This window comes from Methanomassiliicoccaceae archaeon, assembly GCA_034928305.1.
Lineage (GTDB): Archaea > Thermoplasmatota > Thermoplasmata > Methanomassiliicoccales > Methanomethylophilaceae > VadinCA11.
The window spans coordinates 252214-275272 of record JAYFOZ010000002.1; the positions used below are offsets into that span (position 1 = coordinate 252214).

Below are 23059 nucleotides of genomic sequence, written 5' to 3' on the forward strand. Positions count from 1 at the left end.
GTATGAAATTCTCATCCATGTCATTTGCCTATTTTTTTATCTTTATCTTTTAGCGTTTTTTCATTCTACGTTAAACGTTAAATATGATTATCAACTGGCATTATCGATGACGATATACCGGTTAGGTTCTTTCGTTCCCTATGATTCCAACATGTTTTTGATCATAGGAGAGCGCACCATGCTAATTGATACAGGGTCCGGAACTGTTTCCGGCCCGATCATCGAATATATCGCCAATCTTCTTAACGGAAGGAGGCTAGATGCGCTCATCCTCACACACCGCCACTATGATCACATAGGCGGTCTAAAAGACATTGTCCCGGCGTTCCGTCCAACGGTATTCGCCGGTTCCAGGGACGCTGACGCAATACGTAAGGGCGGCAAGGACAGGATCTCCGGCATGGACCTGATGCCCTGTCCTGCAGAGGTCCATGAGCTTTCGGAGGGGAACATAATAGATCTGGGAGGGCACGTTATGAAAGTAATCGAGACTCCCGGACACACCGAAGGTTGCATATGCCTCTACGATACGGAGACCCATGCCCTGTTCTCGGGCGACACGGTTTTTTCCAACGGTGTCGGCCGCACGGACTTCAGGGGCGGGAATATCGACGACCTCAGGGCGTCGCTTTACAAATTAAAAGAACTTGATATCAACGGCCTTTATCCTGGCCACGGACCGTGCATGGAGCGCGGAGGCAAGGAAGCTATTATCAACGGATTCAGATACACGGGTGAATAAGATGAAGATCCTAAGATGTAATTCGGGAAATGAATTGGACGAAACCACCATGTCTGCCGTAGCTATTGCGGCAGAAGACATCGCCGCGGGAAGGCTCGTGGTATACCCTACCGAAACGGTATACGGAATAGGCGCTGACGTCTTCAACCAGAAGGCCGTGAAAAAAGTATTTATGGCCAAGAACAGGCCGTTCGACATGCCACTCTCCGTCGCTGTAACAGACAAGAAGATGATGGAACAGGTCGCCGTTCTGAATGAGAATGCGGACAGGTTGATCGATGCGTTCCTTCCAGGTCCCCTCACAATTATAATCAAAAAGAATACGCAGATATCCGACATGGTCACCGCCGGGTCCGATAAGGTAGGCGTGCGCATTCCCGACAATCCGATAGCTCTCGAACTCATAAGGCGTTGCGGCCCGATCGTTGCGACATCGGCGAACGCGCACTCCCATCCCGACGCGATCGTCGTTGATTCCGCGATCAAGGACCTGGGCGACAAAGTCGAAACATATCTTGATTCTGGCCAGTCATCGCTCGGAAAGCCGTCGACCATCGTTTGGCTCTTCAAGGGAGAGGTCGAGATCGTCCGTCAGGGTGCGATATCCAGGGAGCAGATAGAGGAGGCTTTGCGTTGCTGACCGAGAGCGAACTTTCTAAACTAAGAAAAGCAGGCAAAGTGTCCGCCGAGGCCCGTGAGATCGGGCTCGGCATGATACGGCCGGGCGTTAAGCTGTACAATGTAGCCCAGGAGGTAGAGGGATACATCAGGGAGAAAGGTTGCGGACTCGCTTTCCCATGCAACATAAGCATAAACGAGATCGCCGCGCATTACACTCCCAGCGTTGCGGATAAGAAGGTCTTCGAGCTGGGAGATGTAGTCAAGGTAGACTGTGGCGCCGAGATAGACGGATGGGTCGGAGATACGGCGGGCACTGCCGAGGCGGGAACCGGAAGATACACTAAACTTATTCAGTCTTCGAAACGCGCCAGGGATACGGTTGCCGAGTTCGTCGGCGGCGGGTGTTCGTTGCGTGAAATCGGCGGCGTGGTCGAGACGAGCATCACTCAGGACGGATTCCGTCCTATCCGAAACCTATGCGGACATCAGATCGCGCAGTACATCCTTCATGCAGGGATGTCGGTCCCCAGTTACGATAACGGCGACAAGACGACCATACCTCTGGGAACAATACTGGCTGTGGAGCCATTCGCTACCAATGGTTCAGGGGAAGTCATCAATGGACCGCCCGGAAACATTGTGCGCATACTGAGGGAGAGGGAGATAGAGGATCCGGCAACGAAGGAGTTTTTCGAGTACGTGAAAGGCGAGTTCAAATCGTTTGCGTTCTGTGCCAGGAGCTGTGACTTTCCCAATGCGGAAAAGCACGTGAATGCATTGATCCGCCGCGGAGTGCTCTCGAGCTACGCCCAGCTTATAGAGGCCAAAAAAGGGATAGTATCTCAGCATGAATACACATTCTACGTGTCTGGCGACCGGGCGGAAGTGACCACTCTTCCGTGAGGTTTATTTACAACCGCATTCTACATCATCTGAGCCGAAGTTGCCAAGCCAGGTCAAAGGCGGCAGACTCAAGATCTGTTCCCGCAGGGGTTCGCCGGTTCAAATCCGGCCTTCGGCACTAACACTAGATAAAGCGGCACTGGCCTATCGATATGACGGGGTGCAGAAAATAACGTCAAAGGCATGCGCTGCCGGCTTTCGAGACGCTGTTTCTCGCGGCGGCGGCCTTTGCATCGGGAGATTCGGCGATATTGTTCTATTCGCCCCCAGTCATCATTTCAATGGCGCGTCGATTAAATTTTCATTTTTTTCGTACAGGCGGTCATTCCCGCATATGCGTATTCATTCAAAGTAAAACGTAAGCATTTTGGAAAAGAGACACTTTATTTCGATGTTTATGCTGCAGAATGAGAGAATGCGATCCCAGAAACAGGGTTTTCGGATACGAGGCCGGGACCAAAGGCGATGGGAGGGACAGTTTAAATTTCCAGGGATCGGGCACCATTATCTTGCAGGACACTACCGGGGTGAGGGGCAAAATTCATTCTATCGGAGATATCAAACAGCAGGCCGGCGGTCTTCAATCTGAAATCAGATGCCGAGACGAGGATGTTAAACCGTGATAAAGTCGAGGACGGAGACAAGAGGCGCATTGATAACAAGGGGAGGTCCCAGGCAGACCAATAAGCTGTAGATAAGGATAAAAAGATAAAGATTTCTGCAACAATCATATAGCTGGCACTTTTCATAGTTGCCTCAAATCCGACACTCTTCAGCGACACGGTGGCCAGCATGGGATCAGGTGTAGCGATACTTCGTCATTCTTCATTCATCTGGCAGTTACGACGTTCCATAGGTTCTGGAACAATGACGGGCAATTTCCAAGAGACATCCCCGGCAAGAATGTCAAGAGTTCCATGCGCCCGCAGCCTCGGTAAAGATGGCATTTTTCTGGGACGGACGTTTCTGCCGATATGGGCGAAGACGGCTTGAAGTCGACGGCGCCATTCATCGATGAAGATGTGCCACATACAGAAATAACGTCGGTGTGGATCCGAGAGGAACCGACGTTCGAAAGCGGAGTTTCTACAGCTACACGTCGGGAGAGGTTTCATATGCGGCACACAACCATGTCGCCCGGAAGACAATCGTGGAACGCTCGGGCGGGGCCCTTGTTTTTAATCCGAATCGCATGTCCACGGCGGCGGTCGTCTACAGCCAGACAATCTTGTCGATGATGTCGTCGTGATGCGCTTAATAATTGGGCGCACAAATCATTTTAAATAAAGAGCCCATCGACCCATTACGCAAACTCAGGACCCGCCATAAGCGAACACTGAGAGCAGACCTACCATGGTCGCGCTTGATGAATTCCTTTCGGAACATTTGCGGAGGTAACAAAATGGCAAAAGCAAAGAAAGAGGCACCAAAGGCCGAGGACGAGAACTTTAACTTTATCGTCCGTGTCGCAAACAGCGATATAGACGGTCACAAGAAGACTATTATCGGTCTCCAGAGCATTAAAGGAGTGGGGGCCAGAGTAGCCCACACTATTGCACACAAAGCAGGCATTGAACAGTCCGCCAAGATCGGTACACTCAGCGACGAGAAGGTCAAAGAGATCGAGAACTTGGTATTGACGTACGTCGAGTACGCTCCCTCATGGGCAGTCAACAGGCAGCTGGACTACGAGTCCGGAGCCGACATGCACCTCATCGGGAACGACCTGGACATGGTCCAGAAAGACGACATCAACAGGATGAAGATGATACGCTGCTACCGCGGAATCAGGCACGAGACCCACCACAAGGTCAGGGGCCAGAGGACAAGGTCTAACGGAAGGAAAGGACTGACTCTCGGAGTCAAGAAGAAGTGAGGTGTTTTAAATGGGAGATCCTAAATTTTCACGTAAGGCCTACGACACACCTTCTCACCCTTGGCAGGGAGAGAGGATCAAAGCCGAGCACGAGGTCGTCGTAGAGTTCGGCCTAAAGAACAAGACAGAAGTCTGGAAAGCCCAGTCGATTCTGAGGAACTACAGGAAACAGTCCAGGGAGCTTCAGGCACGCCTCAGGGGTAACGATGCCCAGGCGAGCATCGAGGCCAACAATCTCATCTCCAAGTGCAGCCGTATGGGCATCCTGCCCTTGTCGGGAGGAGACCTCAACGACATCCTGATACTCAAAGAGAGGGATCTGCTTTCAAGACGCCTGCAGACCATTGTTTTCGAGAAAGGTCTCGCCAGCACCATCAAACAGGCGAGGCAGATGATAAACCACGGGCACATATTCCTCAACGGCCACAGAGTGACCGTTCCCGGATACATCGTTCTCAGGAGCGAGGAGCCCACCGTCGAGTACGCGCCGGCATCTGCGTTCACGGACGATATGCACCCCATGAGGGTTTCCACGGACGCTATAGTGGCTAAGACCGAGGCAAAGGCAGCGGTAACCGAGAAACACTTCGAGAAGAAGGCCAAGGCGGCCAAAGAAGATGCCAAAGAGGCAGGAATAACAGTAAAGGACGGTGAGATCTGATGGCATCCAAATGGGCAATAGCAAACATATTTGCCAGCTACAACAACATCATGATCACGCTTACTGACATAACCGGTGCGGAAACGATCGGAAAGGTCACAGGCGGAATGGTGGTCAAGCAGGCGAAGGACCAGTCCTCGCCCTATGCGGCACAGAGGGCGGCAGAGAAGATCGCCGAGATCGCAAGAGAGAGGGACATCGCCGGCATTCACGTCAAGGTACGTGCCCCCGGAGGAAACAAAGCGACCTCGCCCGGACCCGGTGCGCAGTCAGCGATCCGCGCCCTCGCAAGGGCAGGCATCAAGATTGGACGCATCGAGGACGTTACTCCAATACCCCACGACGGTACCAAGAAGAAAGGCGGACGCAGAGGACGCAGGGTCTGAGGGACGGACATGGAAATTGAAATCATCGAAATGGCTGAGAGGAAGGCCAAGTTCATACTGAAGAATTCCTCGCCCGCCATGGCTAACGCGCTCAGAAGGACCATGCTGTCTGACATACCCAAAATGGCAATAGACAAGGTCGAGTTCCATCTCGGCCCGATCATGGCCAACGACAAAGAGTATGAGAGCGTTACGCCCCTGTTCGACGAGATCGTTGCCCACAGGCTCGGATTGGTCCCGGTCCCCACGGACCTGGACCTTTTCACACCACAGGACCAGTGCGTCTGCGGCGGAGACGGATGCCCTAACTGCACCATAATGTACAGCTTGAATAAAATCGGGCCCGGTACAGTGCTGTCAGGCAATATGATTCCCCTCGGGAACCCGGATCTTAAGGTTAAGGACGAGTTCATCCCGATCGTAGAACTGACAGACGGACAGGCGGTCCTGATCTACGCTACGGCCGTGATGGGCACTGCAAAGAAGCACGTGAAGTGGCAGGTCGCAAACGGAGTGGGTTACAAATATCTGCCCAAAATCAAGGTGGACCCCGCAAAGGCCTCCTCCGAAGGCGCCCTCAACTGCATGAAAGTCTGCCCCAAGGACGTATTCGACGTATCTAACGGCAAACTGGTGGTAGCGCGCCCCAGGGACTGCACTCTCTGCAAGTCGTGCATGGACTCTGTAGAAAACGATGGGTCCATCGTTGTCGAGGGCGATGATAAGAACTTCTTGTTCACATTCGAGACAGACGGTTCGCTCACGGCAGAGCAGACCCTCAACAAGGCGGCCGAGATTCTCTCCAAGAATGCTTCTGCTCTGTCCGAAGAGATCGCACAGCTGATTTAAACATCTCAAGGGGCACCCGCCCCTATTTTATCTTTTTTTTGATTTCAGAAGAAATCTGACAGAGTGCACTTCTTCACTTTGTCGTTGTTGAAAACGGAGTTCATGCTCATCTCCAGAATCTCTATTCTGTCGCGAGTGTAGGCATCAAGTCTGTATTCCTCGCTTATTCTCTTAGAGACTGCCAGATATTTCATGACACTGGCCTTGTGGACCGTCATTGTGAGGCCGTTACCGCACTTCTGGCACTTTCCTGTGATGGGTATGCGCCTGTATTTTTCACCGCATTTGGTACACCTGAACTTCTGGGCCGAGAAACTTCTCAGATTTCCAGCCATGTCTGGCAGGAAGTGCTTGTTGATGACTCTGGTCGCTACATCTCTTTCATCGACGGCCCTGATTTTTTTACCCAACAAAAGTTGTGCATCCATCTTGTCCGCCATGGATTCGAGGGTGATATAGGCCGAATATCTGGGACCTTCGGAAATATCATCGGTGTCGTTTGTGAATCCCAGCCCTTGGTACTGGGATGGAGTCCCTATGCGTCCGGCGACCAGATCCATAATCTTATCGATGCTTTTTGGATCTGCCATATCCATGGCCGCATTATACAGCTCAAGGGGATACTCCCTCAGGCAGTCCACGTTGTGGGCCTCCTTATCGATCTCATTAGGGTCCAGTCTTGTGGTCAGAACGAGAGGGGCGTCCATAAGTCCGCCCCGCCTGTCCGGCAGGAAGCTGAAAGAGAAATTAAGCAAAGCATCCATCGCGAGAATGATGCAATCTTCGTCACCGTCACAGTTTCTTCTCTTGGCCGCATGGAAGAACGGGTGCCCAAAACATCCCCTTGCGGTCGAATATCCGATGATGCGGCACAAAATCCCGCCGGAAGTATGAGGTGCCAGTCCGAATACGATCTGTCCGATCAGCTGTTCCCTCCCGGTTACGCTATAGTAACGGCGCAATTTGTAAAGCTGTTCGAGCTCGTCGTCCACGAACGTAGCAACTTTCACCATGAAGTCGCCGCATTCCCTTGGGGGAACGATATCCTGAACCTTGAGCTCGCAGATCTGGTTCGGGTCTGTCAGCGGAGCGCCGTTCCAGTCATGTGTATATCCCAGCCGGATGGCCTTCTCGACGCTGAGTTCGATCTCCTTCGGTTTGAAATGGGTGAGAGGGATATCCGTCATATCGTAACGTACGGTGCCGTCCTTGTATGTGGTGACGCCGTTCTTAGCTCTGAGTATGCCCTTCTCAAGTGCCTCTGGCACCTTCTTTTTCGATGTCAAACCCTTAACGCATTTAAGCGCCTTTGGTTTGCTCTCGCCGATAAGTTCGCAAGCGGCCGCAAGCTCCGCATCCAGGTTCACCGGCATGGTATGGGCACCGCCCGTCTGGTTGGACGACCTGTGCTTGGGATCATAGGCCGCGTGCGCCTGGCACTCTCTGCACCAGGACCTCCAGGTGATCTTTCCGCACTTGGTGCACCTTCTGGCACCCACCTCGAGCTGTATATCTGTGTTCGAGGACCTTGCGCCGCTGGCCGATTTCCTGGAAGATGCAATGGCGGACATTATCTCGCGGTTTGCGTCCATATCCATCCCGACCGGGAACAGGCTGTGGACACTAGGGGTCATCTCCCTTGCGTCTGCCTTCTCGGGACGTCCCATTCTCATTCCTATGCGAGTGCCGCCGCGGCCCCTGACTTCGAATCCGGCGGCAGAGCTAACGGCCTCAAGTGCTGTTTCCCCGCCGAAGTCCCCTCTTTTGACTATTTTTCCGTCGCGAACCGAAAGACCCAGGCAGTCTAAAATGGGTTCCCCGTATCTGTCGGTTATCGCTATACGTCCGTTCCGGAACCTGTGCAGGGCTCCAAGATTCTCAAGTGTTTTCTTTATCTCCTTCTCAGAGGGGATCGATATGTTGCCTGTGTCGAACGAACCATTTTCGGCTATGTAATCTCTCAGCCCGCTTAGTGCGGAGACATCGAAATCCGACCAGAAAAGATTATAACGAGGGTGCAACGGCACTCCGAGATCGATGCTCATCTCTTTCGCCCTGGCATATGTCGGTTCTTTCCAGTCTTCGGGAATTGCTCCTTTGGATTTCAACTCCTCCCTGTGCCATTCTATGCAGTATCCCGGCGGAACAAGTTTCTGATTGTTCTCGCAGAATTCGCCGAATGGTACCAGGACCTCTCCGCTGTCGACTATGCTAACGACTCTTTTCCTGATTTCCTGAACTTCATTCTTTGTCGCGCAGTAGACCAGGTCTCCGTTGTCCAGAAGGACGATCGGCCCCTCCAGCTGGTCGCAGGGCGTGACGACGCACGCCTTCCCAGGCCTTTCGGTCTTCAACTGTGTGCCTATGGCCATGAACTCCTCCATGGCGTACATGCTTGCCGGGCTGAACGCAAGGGCGGCGAGCCCTGCCGTCCTTGCCCTGCCGTATCTGAGCCTGAATCCCCCAGCCTTGCTGGGATGCCCAAATATGGGCCTTCCGGCGACGATATCCATAAGATACGTGTCCTTCGGCTGCACCGTCTTGACGGTATCTTCCTCTTCCTCTGACTTGGCCGGCGCGTGGGCCTCGAGATATTTGCCTATAAAGTCCCAGCCATCAATTTTCAGGGTATCGACGTGCTTCTTCAGTTTTGCCGCTTTTTGACACAATCCCTCCGCTATGACAAGGCAGGCTCCCCCGCGTACATGGTTTGTCTCGATGCGCGGAAGGTCCCGGAAACCCGATATCTCTACGTCCTCCGTTCCTTCACCATCGATCATGATCGGACAGTTCCTAACGATGAGGTCTATCTCTTGGGAAGTTGGAGAGTACTGAAGATGCTGGGACTGTTTATAAAGCGGAATTTCCTCGTCGAAACGGGCAATTTCCTGGTCTGTCGGAGTGTACTTTCCGAGGTTCAGTTCTCTTCTTACAACGTCTGCGATCAAAACGCTCATGGCCTGCGCAGTACCGCCGGCGGCCCTTATGGGTCCGGCGAACAGGAGGTCCACGAACTCGGTGCCGTCGTCGTTCCTCTTGATCCTAACGTCAGCAATTCCTTCCAGCGGGGCGACCAATATCCCCTCTGTCAGAACGGCCAACCCCACCCTGATGGCTCTTTCAAGCGCTTTTTCGGTACTTTCGGCCGGACGGTGGGCAATCTCTTTCGCCACCATAAGAGAGACGAGTTCGCGGTTCTTGTATTCCGATGTTAGCCGTCTTATATCCTCGGCCACGCCTCCGACGTCGTAATCGTGCAGAAGCTCCTCGACGCGCGAGGCCAGGTCCTCCGCCTGGGGGATTTCCACGAAAGGCTCGGGATCTATACCAAGCATCCTTGCCTGTTGGGCAACGGTATAACAAATGTCCTTTTGCCTTGAAAGTTCGGAGAAGTAATCGTACATCTCCTTGCTCGCGACGGGACCGTCACTCATCTTCCGACACCACCAGAGCTCTTAGCTTGCTGATGATGAGGTCTTTAATCTCTTCCATGTTCTCTCCGGTCTGCGCAGAGAAGAAGAGATTTCCGCTGTCCGTCTTCAAAATGTCTGATTTGCTTTCGGCAATTATTATATCAACACCGACGAAACCCTGCTGTATGGATCTGAGCAGGGCAGTCTGTTTTTCCATCGAGTAACCGCAGCTCTCCGACGGGTCGAGAACGAATATCATGACGTTGGTAAGATATCTGAGGGCCAGTACCGCCTGTTTCTCAATGTCGTTGCGCTCCTCGAAGCTTCTGTCCAAGAGGCCGGGCGTGTCGATTATCTGGAACTTCCTCCAGTCGTCCTCGATGTGTCCTATGATTATTCCTTTGGTAGTGAACGGGTACGGCGCTATTTCGGGCGTTGCTGTGCTCACCGCCTTTACCAGGCTGCTCTTACCGACATTCGGGAACCCTGCGACCACTATTGTCGGAATGTCGGGCTGTATCGCCGGCAGATGTCTGAATTTATTCTTGGCCTCCTGCAGGAACAGCAGGTCCTTGGATATTTGGCGGATATACGAGGACATCCTTCCGTAGAAGCTGGTCCTTATCGAGTCGATATATGAGATGTCCTTGCTGCGCCTTATCTCGCGGAGGCTTTCATTCTTTAGTTTATCGGTACGCCCGGCCGCCCAGTTCAGTGCACCCAGGGCTTTTTTGTATTGGTCGATGCCGATCACCAGGTCAACGAGCTGAGGGAAGAAATCCTCCTCTTTGTCCATCCTGGGGAAGCGGCTTACATATCCGTTGAGAGTAGTCACGACGATGTCGCCCGAAGCGGTCACCTTCGCCAAGGTCGTTTTCTTCTTGCCGTCCAGGGCGTTGGTGCCGTTCTTTGTGATCTTAGATGCTCTGCTGTACGCCTTATCCATCAACTCCTCGGAAGTGAGGACGGTCGGTATTTTGCGTTCCAGTGAAGCCATAAAAGAGTGATGGGAATCGCGTATAATAAACAACCCCCGCGTCAGGACTCCCCTATAATCGCTCTTATAAGCCAGAGGTCGGACTTCAAATCGGGGTCAGTGCTCATTTTCGAAGGGATGAGCGCGGACGGACAGTCCTCGATCAGCACCCCGGCAGTGACCGACCATTTTCCAATGTCGTTTCCGAATATCGTGCAAAGCCCGGAGATATTACTGGAGATATATACTCCGAGTTTCACGTCCGGTATGCTGTCTGTCTTTGCAAGTATTTTGGGCGCTTTCATGCCGGTGTACGCTGTCATGGCGAGATCGATGTTGTCATAGAACATCGTGCTGCCGTCAATACCGTAGGGATTCTCCATGTTGAACAGCAAGGTCTCTATCTTTCCGACAAGATACTTGATCGTATCTCCGACCGTCTTAGAATCTATCGACAAAGCGACCCTGATGCCGGTGGCCGTTGCACCAACGGCGTCCGAGACCTCGAACGAAATGAAAATCGAGGCCTCCACAAGGCATCCAGCGATCATTTCTATCGAAGTCGTTATAGCATCCTGTATTGCCCTCTGGAGGAACTCGCTAAGGTCTTCGGTGCCATTCAGGACGCCGTCCATGTCCTCCAGGGTTTTCATGGCCGACTCCTTGAAAATATTCTTTATATGCCCTTTGACAAGGTCCCCGTTCACCAGTCCTCCGCAGTTGCCGGTCAGCGGCGTCCCCTTCGCGAACGTCCAATCCAATGCGCCGTCGGCCACCCTTTGCCACGTGTAGCTACTGTTTTGCGTGTCCTTTGCCACGGGGGTCCTGTCGATCTCGATGCCCTCGCGGTCCCTGAGGATGATACATTCCCCGGACAGGGAATCGTTTTTGTCGTTCAGCAGCCTTACATTTTTATCCAGCATTATAAGCAGCCTCTCATGGGGAACCATCTCATGATTTTCTAATTTCATCACTTTCATTTTCTCGTTGGATCCCGCGCAAATGCTGAATCCCGATATGTCGGCCGAACGGTTCGATGAGTTGTAAAGCTCGACCCACTCCTCGCCCGAATCCTCTCCTGCAGGATTTGATTCGAACTCGTTAACAACGACGCCGGACTCGAATGGGATGTTGTATTTCAGGTTCAGCCCCGCGTCGAGGCTCCCCTTAAGTCCAAGGGCAGGAAGAGGTATGTTCGAAAGAACAGCACCTATCCCCTCTATGTCAGAAAGGCAAATGCTGGCCTCCCTGTACTGTACGATATCCGGCATCACAATATCAAAGGAAGTTCCACGGACACTCCCGTTGATGGTGACCAGGTGGTCCGTTGATTTCATCAACGGATCGAAATCGAGTTCCAGGTCCCAATCTTCCCCCACTACCTCGGCCTCGCCGGTTATGAAATAATCCCTTTCGCCTCTAGTGTCCTTTTCTTTTACGGTCATGCCGCAATCTATTTCCAGGCCGCTGATATCGCCAGAAAGCCTGACGGTGAGAAGGTTTCTTACGCTTTTGACAAAAGACACGACGTCGGTGGAGAATGTGAGGGTCAGGCCCATGAAGGACATTCCGACCGTCTGCTTCTTCATTGTCACGGCGAATATGAACTGGATAATGTCAGCGAACCCTCCAATCGTCCGGTTCATAAGGGTGTTGAGCTGTTCATCTACGAATTTCTTCAGCTCCAATAAAGGCCCCATTATAGATTCGTACAGCCTTTCGATCACCTTTGAGACATACTTGGAAACATCGAGAAGTGCCGAGTTGATGAGAACGACAACCTCGCGTACCATGGCGAAGATCTTAGTGAGCGGTTCCAAGAGCGGCTCCACGGCTTTCATGAGCAGTTTCCATCCGTCGCTGAAGATGCTGTTGCTGGCAATGTAAGACGAAACCCCAGAAAGGCCCCATCCGCTGATCACTATTATCTTGATATTCAAAGAAACAGGCACTGTGCCAGATATGGAGGAATCGTTAATTCCCAGCAGAGAAGCTATTGTACCTGTGCCTTCGGCGGTGTAATCGATCGTATCTTTGAGACCAACTCTGAAAACCGTACAATACGAGGCGCCTTTGTTTTCGTTGAATCCCACAAAGTGGACGCAATCAGCAAGATTTTCGTTCGGGCCGTATACCCTGATATCGGGGGACAGGCCGTCCGTTATCGATATGGTCTCTTTAGCTGTACCGTCTAAGCCCGTTAGCGTGAAAGATCCCTCCGCAGGAATGTCGATTATGCCGCAATACGGATTCATATACATATTCTGGCACATTTCGTTGCAAAGGTTGTTCATCCTTTCCGGGATATCATTAATGACCGCGAGCATAGGCATGGCCTTTTCGCAGATCATCGTAAGGAACTTTTTGATAAGGCCGCATTGTCCGTCCGAGACGTTCATGAGGGCGTCGAACTTCTTCAGCATTTCATGTGCGGCCCTCTCGTAATCGGAGACTATCTCTTCGTAGATCGATGCGGATCTCAGGGATTCCAAGAGGTAATCTTTCTCTTCATCGTTCAATTGGTATGTTTCCAGCGTTCTCTCGATTTCGTCGAAATCAATGGCTTTCATAACGTCATTTTTCAACTGATCCACGCCGAAGGCGTTTTCGAAGTTGCGGGTCAGCTTATCGCAGATGGCCGAATAGAACGGATCATAGATCGTCTGGTCGCGGATAGAGCTGTTCACGACCTTCTCGACATCTGAGTCCAATTTAGAAAGGGAGCCGTTGAGGCACCTCCTTATTTCATCGGTGAACGGTTCTCCATCGTTTTCATCTACCGATATAGAGATGCACCCCATCGAGCGATCGGCCCCGATATTTATGGCCGCCGTGTTAAGGACGCTTCTTATCCATTCGCGTACTTCGTTGCTCTGAAGTCTATATTCGCTCTTGAAATGGCTCAGCCCGTCCCATTTCAGAATGTCGACGTCCGGATATTCGATATGGGCGCTGTATCCTCCCACGCTGAACGTCTTCTGTTGGCCTTCTATCTCCTTTGTCACAGTGAACTCGGGCACGTAATAGTCTGTGGACTTATTGTTCCAAAGGTACCTGTATTCAGCCTCGGAATATCCCTTAGACTCCATTATCTCCCGGATGTACGGCGAAGCCGACATCGTATCTTTGCCGGTGAAGAAGTTAACGATGGAGTCCCAGGCGTTCCTAACACTGTCGGACGCGCCGTCCAGGAAATCGATCACAAGGTTGCCGCAGAAGTAATCCGCCCACTGCAATACGATATCGTCCAGAACAGATATCAGGGCCTGTGCATAGACGGCCCCTAGGTCGATGCTTATTTTTCCGTCTTTTGCTGCAAGGGCGTCGGCCAGGTCCAGGCCGCCTGTGCCGCTTACAGGCCCCTCGGAAGAGCTCCTGAAGCTCATCATCTCTATCGCGGAAACACAGCACCTGTATGATTCCATGACGTCTTCATCGGTTATTATCTGACGGGTGCCCATGCTCCCGACCGCCGCCGCAGACCCATACCCATTTATGACCCTCTGTTGTGCCAGTGCCGTGAGCTGATAGGTCATCATCTGCGAAAGTACCGAACCTTCCCCGCTAAGGCAAAGCTCGAACAGAGAGCCCTGCTCGGCTACAAGCGGCAGTGCGCAGCTTCCGTCGGATGATATTATGACCGTTTTTTCTGCGGATCCGGAATCGCTTTCGTATCTGGCGGTAAAAGAGCCGGTCGCTTTCAAGTAGGTAGGCATGTAGCCTCCCCCGTCGACGTTAATATTCTCGGAGGTCATGCCCACATCGAAATCCAGGGCCGTTATGCGAACGCATCCGTTCACAGATGGGAATTGAGATCCTATCCATTTTTTCGCCGAACTGGCGAAGAGCTCCGATCTGGAAGAGATCGTGCCCGCTCCCGGGTCTTTACCGATGGATGCTATTATCTCGCCCATTCCCCTGTTGACGAAGATCTCGGTATCCCGTACGGCATTTCCTATGGATTCGATTTCTTCGGCGACGTCTCCCGCGTTCTCCTCGGCCCTCTCGGTCTGAGCGCTGACCACCGAATATGCCAGAGTTATGGCCAATATCGTAACTGCAATTATTGCGAAGGGCATGTTGCCGCGTCTGCTGTTCCTGACCGCGATTTTTCTCATATCGACATGATTCTTCGCCTACGGACTTAAAGTTCCCAACAGCAATTAGCATATACAACAGGCCAAATGTCGCCCTCGGTCAGTCACGGAGTATTATTAATAAGAAGAATAATACGTGTGCATTAATTCGAAGAGGATAACCATGTCTTCAACAACACAACCTAGCGCACTCAAGAAGGGGCTTCCCAAGAAGACGGAATCACTTTGTCCGGAATGCGGAAAACTCATAGAGGCGAACATCTACGAAAAAGATGGTAAAGTATTCATGGAAAAGGAATGTCCCGAGCACGGGCATTTCTCCGATATATACTGGTCAGATGCCGAGGCATATCTCAGGGCCGAGCACTACGCATACGACGGCGTCGGTCTCAGGAACCCCCATGACGCGTCTCTCGCCAAAGGAGAGAACGTCAATTTCCTGGTCGACGGCAAGAGGTACGACATGCTGTCCTGTACCGCTCTGGCTCTGATAGACCTTACCAATAGATGCAACATGAACTGTCCCATCTGTTTCGCCAATGCGAACCAGTCCGGATACGTCTACGAACCTTCTTACGACGAAGTGGTCGCAATGATGGAGGCCCTGCGCGCCGAGGAGCCCATAAAGTGCACTGCAATCCAGTTCTCCGGAGGGGAGCCGACGGTCCACCCCAGACTTGTCGACATAATAAAGAAATCGAAGGAGCTCAAATTCGCGCAGGTCCAGGTAGCCACCAACGGAATAGTTTTCGCAAAGGACTATGAGAAGCTGAAGGCATGCAAGCTGGCAGGCCTGAATTCCATCTATCTTTCTTTCGACGGTGTCAGCGACGACGTGTACCTTCAGGCGAGGGACAGGAAGATGTTCGACGTAAAACTGAAGGTCATAGAGAACTGCAGGAAGCTCAAGGAGGAAATAGGGCACTCGCCGTCCATCGTCCTCGTGCCCACATTGGTAAGGGGCGTCAACGACCATCAGGTCGGGGCCATAACGGAATTCGCATTCGAGCACTCCGACGTTATCCGCGGGGTAAATTTCCAGCCGGTGGCGTTCACGGGCAGGATAACCAGGGAAGAAGTTTCCAAGGGAAGGATAACGCTGACCGATCTGGTCCACAAGTTCGGTGAACAGACCGGATACACAGTGCCGGAAGACTGGTACCCGGTCCCGGTGGTCGCTCCCATCTCCAACTTCGCTTCGGAGTTCCTTTCTCAGAACAAGGTCACGTTCACGGCACACCCGCACTGCGGGCTTGCCACATACTTGTTCCAGTCGGAGGACGGCAAGGTCACGCCGCTTCCGAGATTCGTCGACATAAGAGCGTTCTCCGACGGAATCAACGAGATTGCAGGGAAGATGGAAGGCTCCAGGTTCAGGAAACTGAGGGCGATCAGCCTACTGAGGTTGCTCAACAAGTGCGTAGACAGCAGCAAGATGCCCCCGGGAATGACCAAGAAGAAGTTCATCGAAGCAATAACAAGTATTGTAGGAAGCAAATCCAAGAAGACCCTTGCTAAGTTTTCATGGAAGATGATGTACGTCGGCGCTATGCATTTCCAGGACTCGTTCAACTACGACGTCGCAAGGGTCGAGCGTTGCGCGATCCACTACATAACGCCGGACCTGAAGATCATACCATTCTGCGCCTACAACGGCGGACCGGAATACCGTGACGAGGTCGAGGCTAAGTTCTCGATCCCTCTCGCGGAATGGAAACAGCGGAACAAGGAAGAGGCGAAAGCGCTGGAAGAAGCAATGGTGGTCCCTGAAGACCAGAGGGCCTGAGGTGATAATATGACGATATTGGTTGATTTTTACAAATGCCTGCACTGCGGGGGATGTGCCGGGTCATGCCCGAAGAACGCGATATTCCTGAACGACTTTGTTCTCGAATTCAACGATAAATGCAATTCCTGCGGAAGATGCGTTAAAATATGCCCGGTCGCGGCGCTCAGGATGGAATGATAATATGAAAATCTACAACTGCGACATAGTGATCGTCGGTGCGGGACCGGGCGGCAGCATGGCCGCCAAATTCTGTGCACAGGCAGGGCTGGATACGATCATGATCGAAAAGAAGGCCGAGATAGGCGCACCCCTGAGATGCGCCGAAGGCGTATCGAAGAAATGGCTCGCGGAGGTCGGGATAGAGCCTGACCCGGCATGGATCTGCGCCGATATGGCCGGAGCCGTGATCAGGTCCCCCAGCGGATATACGTTCCAGCTCGACGAGAGCAGGGCGGGGTCCGAGGTCGGATACGTGCTCGAGAGACACCTGTTTGATAAGGCCCTCGCCAGGGACGCTGCGGAAGCAGGCGCCAAGATAATGATGCGCACCTCGTGCACCGACGTGATAAAGAAGGACGGAAAGCTGGTAGGCATCAAGGCCAAGGTCATGGGAGAGCCCATCGAGATCTATGCAGATTGCGTCGTCGCGGCGGACGGATATGAGTCCCAGGTGGCAAGATGGGCAGGCGTAGAAACGACTCCAAAGATGAACGATATCGATACATGCATACAGTACAGGATGTCCAACATCGATATCGATCAGAAGTACTGCGAGTTCGTCATAGGCAACGAGATAGCGCCGGGAGGATACCTGTGGATATTCCCTAAGGGAAACCGCTCCGCCAACGTCGGTATCGGCGTAATGGCCAAGCGCTGTAAGAAGCCGGGCGACCCCAAATTCTATCTTGACAAATTCGTCGCAGGCGACGACCGCCTGAAGGACGGGCAGATCCTGGAGATCGTAGGAGGCATGGTATCCACCTGCCCCGGACTCGACTCCGCCACCGCCGATAACCTTGTGATCGTAGGGGACGCGGCAAGGATAATCGACCCGATCACCGGCGGAGGCATATGCCACGCCTGCAGGACAGGGATGTATGCCGGAAAGGTGCTCGCCGAATGCGCCAAAAAGAAGGATTTCTCGAAGGTTGCGCTTAAACCTTACGAGAAACTCTGGCGTGACAGGATGGAGGACAAGATATACAGGAATTGGATGGCCAAAGAGAGGCTCAACGAGCTCGATGATGATACGATCGACGATCTGATCAAGATCATAAGCACGTCCGCCATCGAAGAAGTCAACGTGTATAACCTTCTGAAGGTCATCAAGGACAAGTATCCTAAGGTCGTCGAAGGCTTCGAAGACCTTATCTGAAACAATTTTACCGGCCGGAAGGCCGGTGTGATATTTTTATAAAGTTTTATCTACCGTCACGCCGGGCACACCGGTCTTGACGATCATGGGCGTACCGCCGTGCAGGCGGATGGTTTCGCAGACTTTTTTTGGTTCATCGGTCAGAGCGATCATGCTCCCGCCTCCCCCGGCACCAGTCAGCTTGGCACCGTAGGAATATTCGGCCGCCGCATCAACCAGCCGGTTAAGTTCCGGGCTGGAGACCCCTAATATCGAAAGCAGTTTATGGTCGGCGGTCATGAGCTCGCCCAGCCTTACTCTGTCGTTCCTGCGCAACGCGTCAGTGCCCTCAAGAGTTACGGAGCCGATCTCATCCACAATATCTTTGGCAAAACGGTTGCGGTCCTTGTATCTGCGGACCTTTTCCACCAGAGGGCCGGTCAGTGCCTTTATGCCCGTATATCCGACAACAAATGTCATTTCTGGCGCGTGGATGTCGCTGACCTCCCATCTATTGCCGTTGCGTTCTATGGTCCACAGCGGATCCTCATCACTGGGTATGTTCACCGCAATGCCTTTTCCGTGCACGGATGCAGAGGTATCCATCGGGCTTCCGATGCCTTGGGCGCTGAACTCGGCCTCATAAGCCTCGTTTATTATATCCTTCTCATCCGCGGGTTTTTCAATAAGGGTGCGTACAGCGCAGGAGAGCGCCGCCGACAATGCAGCGGAGGAGCCAAGTCCGGACCCAGACGGCAGGTCGCTGTCCGTCCCGATACTCATGCTCCTTATTCCGTGTTCTTTAAGGATATGTCTCATGTGTGGGTGCAAGGACAGGTCATCGGGCATTCCGTTCAATAGGAGCCCGCTACTTTCCGTGACCGTACACCTGAAGCGTCTGTCTATCGCCAGTGCCACTGCGGGTTTTCCATATACGACAGCGTGCTCTCCCAGTACTACGAACTTCCCCGGAGCAGATGCGGTCACCGATATCATTCGAGCAGCCCGTATTTCTTCATGCTTTCGGTTATAGCATCGTTAGGATTCCTCTGTCCGAGCAAAGGCTGAGGTATCGACCACCACTGTTCCTCGAACTCTCTGAGGGCGTCTTCATACTGCTTGTCATCGTTGAAAAGCTTCGGGTCGACGCTCAGGAGCGCTTTGTTCTGCTCTTTGAAGAGGTCCACGCCGTATTTCCTGTTGGTAAGTGCCACGCCTATGTAGCTGTCGAAGGCGTACGTCATCTCTTCAGATATCTCGTCAGGTGTGGCCTCCATGATCATATCCAGGACGGAGTTGATGGCCATTTTGAATATCAGCTCGCGTTTAGCGTCCTCCGGCATCTTCTCAGTATCGATAGATTCCATCATTTCTTTGAAGATCAGGTCGCGGAGTGCCGAAACCCTGTTGGGGTTCTTGCCGAAAAGCTGTTTAGCCAGTATTTCCTCCTCAGATTCTTCTTCATCGTTTCCGAACAGTCCCGCGTTGGGGTCGTAATTGTCATCGTTCATTTTCTAAGCTCCTTGACAGTCTTTTCGAGTATATCCATTCCTGCTGATATTTTCTTCTCGTCGGCGGCGTATGAGAATCTCAGATGGCCTTCTCCATATTTTCCGAACGCAGATCCGGGAGTGCATATCAGACCTTTGGTAACCAGCGTGTTGGCAAGTTCCTGGGAGCTTATTTTTATGTCGAAAGACGGGAAGGCGTAGAATGCACCTTTGGGCGGAGCCATGCTCATTCCGTCAATATCGTTGATCCTCTCTGTTATCAGGTCGCGTCTGAATCTGAACACATTCCTGGCTTCCTCCAAGTACGTATCGATCTCGGGAAGTGCGGCCAGCACACCGTATTGAGGTGGCATCGCAGGGCTGGCACATACGTGGTACTGCATCTTGATAAGGTCCGCCATGTACTCCTGGCTTGCACAGATGAATCCCAATCTCCATCCGGTGACGGCCATCATCTTAGAGAATCCGTTGACCACGACGGCGCGGTCGAGTCTGTTCATAAACGATAGGTGTTTCCCCTCGTAGACGAAGGAATCATAGACTTCGTCCGCAAGGATGCAGATGTTGTGATCATCGGCAACGTCTAGAAGCGCATTGTACGATTCTTGTGAAAGAACTCCGCCGGTCGGGTTCGAAGGATTGTTCACGACAATCATCTTTGTGCGGTCGGTAATCTTGCTCTGGATATCATCGATGTCAGGCTGGAAGTCCCCGTCGGTAAGCCTGTATTCTGAATATGTACCTCCGGCCAGAACTGAATGCGGCCCATAGATAACGAATCCGGGGCTCGGGACAAGCATCTCGTCGCCCGGGTCGATGAAAGACTGCGACACTTCCAAGAGGGCCGTGGAGCCGCTCGGAGTGATCATGATGTTCTCATCCGTTATTTCACCGTACATCCTGTATCTGTCGGCCACGGCCTTTCTGAGGCCGGGAATCCCAGCGGTCGGACCGTATTTGTTCTTTCCCTCGGACGCGGCCTTGTTCATTCCCTCAACGGCCGCCTTAGGAGGCTGAAGGTCCGGTTCTCCGAGTCCGAGGTTTATGGATCCCGGCCCCGCGAGGTCGAACATCTTTCTAATCCCGGACATCGGGATTGAAGACAGTCTCTTCGATGGTTTCATACGCCGTAATCGTGTGCGCTTCCTATATTATTTTAGCCACTAGCACTGATTTTATATCGTCATGACGTTGGGTGGTCGATGGTCAGAGGCTTCAGATGGGTTTGGCTGGTTCTGAACGTTGTGGGAATCATCACAACAGTATTGGGCATGTTGGGCGTAATAGGCCTTATGGATTTCGAGGGAGGGTTAACAATGTTCATCGCCGGTACATCTCTGATAATGCTGTCGGCAGTTATCGTATTCTACGATGCCTTCAAGCTGGGCCTGCTCAAGGGGCCGGAAACCAAAGACGAGGCAGAATCCCCCGTCGAGGAAGAACAGGATAACGGAGACGATTGATATGGGAAACGCTCTGAACGCCGAGATGTTATATTTTATGTTCGAGTCGGCAAATATGCACAGGTGGAACGACCATCTCCGACCGCTCGACCTCACCGAACAGGATAAACAGGCTCACAAGGCTGCAATAGCCTGGGTCATTGCAAAATACGAGGAGGACGAAGGTAGGGAGATAGATTGGGCCGCCCTTATAGAGCACAATATTTTCGAATTAATAAGCCGTCTCGTACTGACGGATCTCAAGCCCCAGTTATATCACCGTATAGTCAAAGAAAAGTCCAAAGAGGTGAACGAGTACGTGATGGAGGAGTTCGACAGGTACGTACCCGATACCGACCAGGGTTTTCATGACCGCCTTTCCGAATACCTGAGCTCAAAACGGGACTCCAGGGAGGACCGCATAATAGATGCCGCACATTATCTTGCAACCAAGTGGGAATTCGATCTTATATTCGAGATGAACCGGGGGATGTTCGATGCGGAGAACACGAAAAAAAATATAGGCGGCAAAATTTCCCGATACAAAGAATTCGTAGGTGTAGAAAAGATCACGGACGACAAAGGCATCAAGGGATTCATCGACCTTTTTGGACAGCTAAGGTTCCAACAGAGATGGGCGAGAACTCCCAGGATACCTAAAACAACAGTGCTGGGACATTCGCTCATGGTGGCAAATTCAATGTTCTTGCACGATCTGGATGCAAAAATAACGGGCCGGCAGTTGTATTACGACTATTATTCTGCTCTCTTCCACGACCTGCCGGAAGTTCTGACCAAGGACGTAATATCGCCCGTTAAAAATAACGTGAGCGGTCTAGCAGTACTTTTGGAAAGTTATGAGCGGGAGCTGATCGAGTCCAATATAATGCCGCTGATCCCTGGGTCCTGGCACGACGAGATGAGATATATGATATGCGACCCCTTTGAATCATGCTGCAATTCAGATCAAAGACCGCGTGACGGAAAGAGCATCAAGACATGCGACTTACTGGCGGCATACATGGAAGCCCATGTCTCTGCAAGCTATGGGATATCCTCGCAGTCGCTAACCGAAGGCGAGCAGGAGCTGCTCACGCGTCTGATGGACGCCGGTGGCGGAATCAATGCCAGAGAGCTAGTGATAAGGCTCGGTCGCATCAAGATTTAATTGCCGATGGTCTCCTGGCCGCCCATGTAAGGTCTGAGCACTTCCGGTATGGTTACGGTGCCGTCCCCGTTCTGATAGTTTTCCAGTACTGCCACCATTGTCCTAGGCAATGCCAGACCTGAGCCGTTGAGCGTATGCACAAACTCGCTCTTAAGGTGAGGTTCTGGACGATATTTGATCCTGGTCCTGCGGGCCTGGAAGTCAGTAAAGTTGGAGCACGAAGATGCTTCGAGCCAGGCCTCTTTTGCCGGTGCGAATATCTCAAGGTCGTAGCATTTGCTGCACGAGAAGCTCATATCCCCCGTGCAGAGAAGCAACACCCGGTATGGAATTCCTAGGCCTTTGATAAGGTCCTCGGCGTTTCCTCTCAGATCTTCGAGCACATCATAGGATGTGTCCGGAAGAACGAATCTGACCATCTCCACTTTGTTAAACTCATGGACCCGGATTATCCCCCTGGTGTCTGCGTGCTTTCCGACCTCCCTGCGGAAAGAAGGAAGATATGCCGTAAACAATACAGGAAGGTCCTCTTTCATCAGTATCTCGTCCTGTAGCATATTGGTGAGCGGAACTTCGGCAGTAGGGTTCAGGTACAGGTCATCCTTCTCCATGTAGTACATGTCATCCTTCAGGTTCGGGTACTGTCCAGTTCCGGTCACTGCTGCCTTGTTGACTACTACAGGCGGGAAAACTTCCTTGTATCCCTGTTTTCCGTGAACATCCAAAAAGTAGTTGATAAGCGCTCTTTCCAGTCTTGCGCCGTCGCCTTTAAGGCAATAGAAGCCGCTTCCTGCGACCTTTGCGCCCCTCTCGAAGTCGATGATGTCCAGGTCCTCTCCGATCTCCCAGTGCTCTTTAGGCTTGAAATCGAATTTTCTTTTCTGTCCCCACTCATAGATGACCACGTTCTCGGTGCTGTCTTTTCCTATCGGAACGCTGTCGTGAGGAATGTTAGGTATGTTAAGGACGCATTCGTTCCTTATTTCCTCCAGCTCGGACATCCTTGCATCGTTGGCTTTGATCCTATCGCCTATTTCTCTCATCTCGGCGATCATCGCATCCTTTTCTTCGCTCTTTTGAATTTTGGCGATCTTCGCGGATACTTCGTTGCGGATCTTCCTGAGCTCATTGTTTTCGTTGGTGAGGATTCTCCATTCGGAATCGGCCTCCAAGAATCTGTCGAGAATGACAGTTTCCTTATTTCTGTCGACGAGCATCTTTCTAATTTTTTCGGGTTCAGACCTTATGATGTTGACATCAAGCATCCTATC

Annotated in this window: 19 protein-coding genes and 1 tRNA gene; 13 read left to right on the plus strand and 7 right to left on the minus strand. The window is 52.2% G+C overall.

Annotated elements, in window-relative coordinates:
- Positions 1–106: 106 nt before the first annotated feature.
- The 8 genes from VB016_03060 to VB016_03095 all read left to right on the plus strand — a co-directional run bounded on the left by VB016_03060 (position 107) and on the right by VB016_03095 (position 6038).
- Entirely contained in the window at positions 107–742 is a 636-nt protein-coding gene (locus VB016_03060; protein ID MEA4977514.1) for an MBL fold metallo-hydrolase, read from the plus strand.
- A 1-nt stretch (position 743) separates the two neighbouring features.
- Positions 744–1382, plus strand: coding sequence for an L-threonylcarbamoyladenylate synthase (locus tag VB016_03065; GenBank protein MEA4977515.1), 639 nt, complete (start codon positions 744–746; stop codon positions 1380–1382).
- Positions 1376–2266: a type II methionyl aminopeptidase gene (gene map / locus VB016_03070; protein ID MEA4977516.1), complete on the plus strand. Its 891-nt coding sequence runs from the start codon at positions 1376–1378 to the stop codon at positions 2264–2266. The genes VB016_03065 and map overlap by 7 nt, the downstream gene beginning before the upstream one ends.
- Positions 2267–2299: 33 nt before the next feature.
- Positions 2300–2384, plus strand: a tRNA-Leu gene (locus VB016_03075).
- 1284 nt (positions 2385–3668) lie between these two features.
- Entirely contained in the window at positions 3669–4142 is a 474-nt protein-coding gene (locus VB016_03080; GenBank protein MEA4977517.1) for a 30S ribosomal protein S13, read from the plus strand.
- 10 nt (positions 4143–4152) lie between these two features.
- Positions 4153–4803 (plus strand): 30S ribosomal protein S4, encoded by a 651-nt coding sequence (locus tag VB016_03085; protein MEA4977518.1) that lies wholly within the window; start codon positions 4153–4155, stop codon positions 4801–4803.
- Positions 4803–5189 (plus strand): 30S ribosomal protein S11, encoded by a 387-nt coding sequence (locus VB016_03090; protein MEA4977519.1) that lies wholly within the window; start codon positions 4803–4805, stop codon positions 5187–5189. The genes VB016_03085 and VB016_03090 overlap by 1 nt, the downstream gene beginning before the upstream one ends.
- A gap of 9 nt (positions 5190–5198) precedes the next feature.
- Positions 5199–6038 (plus strand): DNA-directed RNA polymerase subunit D, encoded by an 840-nt coding sequence (locus tag VB016_03095; GenBank protein ID MEA4977520.1) that lies wholly within the window; start codon positions 5199–5201, stop codon positions 6036–6038.
- Positions 6039–6082: 44 nt separating this feature from the next.
- Here VB016_03095 and VB016_03100 read toward each other — a convergent pair whose 3' ends face one another.
- Genes VB016_03100 through VB016_03110 form a run of 3 tightly spaced genes read right to left on the minus strand, consistent with a single transcriptional unit; the run spans position 6083 to position 14545 of the window.
- Complete coding sequence (locus VB016_03100) at positions 6083–9472, minus strand: DNA polymerase II large subunit (protein ID MEA4977521.1); 3390 nt, start codon at positions 9470–9472, stop codon at positions 6083–6085.
- On the minus strand, positions 9465–10448 hold the full coding sequence (locus VB016_03105) for a GTPase (protein ID MEA4977522.1): 984 nt from the start codon (positions 10446–10448) through the stop codon (positions 9465–9467). Before VB016_03105 ends, VB016_03100 begins: the two co-directional genes overlap by 8 nt.
- A gap of 41 nt (positions 10449–10489) precedes the next feature.
- Positions 10490–14545, minus strand: coding sequence for a lamin tail domain-containing protein (locus VB016_03110; GenBank protein ID MEA4977523.1), 4056 nt, complete (start codon positions 14543–14545; stop codon positions 10490–10492).
- Positions 14546–14687: 142 nt separating this feature from the next.
- Here VB016_03110 and VB016_03115 point away from each other — a divergent pair, with 142 nt between their 5' ends.
- From VB016_03115 to VB016_03125, 3 genes are read left to right on the plus strand one after another with little or no spacing between them, the layout of a single operon-like run.
- Entirely contained in the window at positions 14688–16310 is a 1623-nt protein-coding gene (locus tag VB016_03115) for a radical SAM protein (GenBank protein ID MEA4977524.1), read from the plus strand.
- 9 nt (positions 16311–16319) lie between these two features.
- Positions 16320–16490 (plus strand): 4Fe-4S binding protein, encoded by a 171-nt coding sequence (locus tag VB016_03120; protein MEA4977525.1) that lies wholly within the window; start codon positions 16320–16322, stop codon positions 16488–16490.
- A gap of 4 nt (positions 16491–16494) precedes the next feature.
- The gene (locus VB016_03125) at positions 16495–17688 is read left to right on the plus strand and encodes an NAD(P)/FAD-dependent oxidoreductase (GenBank protein ID MEA4977526.1); all 1194 of its coding nucleotides are present in this window, start codon (positions 16495–16497) and stop codon (positions 17686–17688) included.
- 36 nt (positions 17689–17724) lie between these two features.
- Here VB016_03125 and mvk read toward each other — a convergent pair whose 3' ends face one another.
- Genes mvk through VB016_03140 form a run of 3 tightly spaced genes read right to left on the minus strand, consistent with a single transcriptional unit; the run spans position 17725 to position 20302 of the window.
- Positions 17725–18663 carry a mevalonate kinase gene (gene mvk, locus VB016_03130; protein ID MEA4977527.1) on the minus strand — a complete coding sequence of 313 codons (939 nt, stop codon included), beginning with the start codon at positions 18661–18663 and terminating at the stop codon, positions 17725–17727.
- Positions 18660–19178, minus strand: coding sequence for a hypothetical protein (locus VB016_03135; GenBank protein ID MEA4977528.1), 519 nt, complete (start codon positions 19176–19178; stop codon positions 18660–18662). Before VB016_03135 ends, mvk begins: the two co-directional genes overlap by 4 nt.
- On the minus strand, positions 19175–20302 hold the full coding sequence (locus VB016_03140; protein MEA4977529.1) for a pyridoxal phosphate-dependent aminotransferase: 1128 nt from the start codon (positions 20300–20302) through the stop codon (positions 19175–19177). The genes VB016_03135 and VB016_03140 overlap by 4 nt, the downstream gene beginning before the upstream one ends.
- Before the next feature lie 78 nt (positions 20303–20380).
- Between VB016_03140 and VB016_03145 the strand changes: the two genes are divergently transcribed.
- A complete protein-coding gene (locus tag VB016_03145) occupies positions 20381–20641 on the plus strand; it encodes a hypothetical protein (GenBank protein ID MEA4977530.1) in 261 nt (86 codons plus the stop codon).
- Between the two features lie 55 nt (positions 20642–20696).
- Positions 20697–21788, plus strand: coding sequence for an HD domain-containing protein (locus VB016_03150; protein MEA4977531.1), 1092 nt, complete (start codon positions 20697–20699; stop codon positions 21786–21788).
- Here the strand turns inward: VB016_03150 and serS are convergent.
- Positions 21785–23053, minus strand: a complete 1269-nt coding sequence (gene serS, locus VB016_03155; GenBank protein MEA4977532.1) for a serine--tRNA ligase — start codon at positions 23051–23053, stop codon at positions 21785–21787. The genes VB016_03150 and serS overlap by 4 nt on opposite strands.
- Positions 23054–23059 lie beyond the last annotated feature (6 nt).

Excerpts from the sequence above, each read along its gene's own strand:
- VB016_03125 (MEA4977526.1), top strand. The coding sequence starts at position 16,495 with ATGAAAATCTACAACTGCGACATAGTGATCGTCGGTGCGGGACCGGGC.
- VB016_03140 (MEA4977529.1), bottom strand. The coding sequence starts at position 20,302 with ATGAAACCATCGAAGAGACTGTCTTCAATCCCGATGTCCGGGATTAGA.
- VB016_03065 (MEA4977515.1), top strand. The coding sequence starts at position 744 with ATGAAGATCCTAAGATGTAATTCGGGAAATGAATTGGACGAAACCACC.
- VB016_03135 (MEA4977528.1), bottom strand. The coding sequence starts at position 19,178 with ATGAACGATGACAATTACGACCCCAACGCGGGACTGTTCGGAAACGAT.
- VB016_03100 (MEA4977521.1), bottom strand. The coding sequence starts at position 9,472 with ATGAGTGACGGTCCCGTCGCGAGCAAGGAGATGTACGATTACTTCTCC.
- VB016_03150 (MEA4977531.1), top strand. The coding sequence starts at position 20,697 with ATGCACAGGTGGAACGACCATCTCCGACCGCTCGACCTCACCGAACAG.
- VB016_03110 (MEA4977523.1), bottom strand. The coding sequence starts at position 14,545 with ATGAGAAAAATCGCGGTCAGGAACAGCAGACGCGGCAACATGCCCTTC.
- VB016_03080 (MEA4977517.1), top strand. The coding sequence starts at position 3,669 with ATGGCAAAAGCAAAGAAAGAGGCACCAAAGGCCGAGGACGAGAACTTT.
- serS (MEA4977532.1), bottom strand. The coding sequence starts at position 23,053 with ATGCTTGATGTCAACATCATAAGGTCTGAACCCGAAAAAATTAGAAAG.
- VB016_03145 (MEA4977530.1), top strand. The coding sequence starts at position 20,381 with ATGGTCAGAGGCTTCAGATGGGTTTGGCTGGTTCTGAACGTTGTGGGA.
- VB016_03105 (MEA4977522.1), bottom strand. The coding sequence starts at position 10,448 with ATGGCTTCACTGGAACGCAAAATACCGACCGTCCTCACTTCCGAGGAG.
- VB016_03120 (MEA4977525.1), top strand. The coding sequence starts at position 16,320 with ATGACGATATTGGTTGATTTTTACAAATGCCTGCACTGCGGGGGATGT.
- VB016_03085 (MEA4977518.1), top strand. The coding sequence starts at position 4,153 with ATGGGAGATCCTAAATTTTCACGTAAGGCCTACGACACACCTTCTCAC.
- VB016_03115 (MEA4977524.1), top strand. The coding sequence starts at position 14,688 with ATGTCTTCAACAACACAACCTAGCGCACTCAAGAAGGGGCTTCCCAAG.
- mvk (MEA4977527.1), bottom strand. The coding sequence starts at position 18,663 with ATGATATCGGTGACCGCATCTGCTCCGGGGAAGTTCGTAGTACTGGGA.
- VB016_03060 (MEA4977514.1), top strand. The coding sequence starts at position 107 with ATGACGATATACCGGTTAGGTTCTTTCGTTCCCTATGATTCCAACATG.
- VB016_03090 (MEA4977519.1), top strand. The coding sequence starts at position 4,803 with ATGGCATCCAAATGGGCAATAGCAAACATATTTGCCAGCTACAACAAC.
- VB016_03095 (MEA4977520.1), top strand. The coding sequence starts at position 5,199 with ATGGAAATTGAAATCATCGAAATGGCTGAGAGGAAGGCCAAGTTCATA.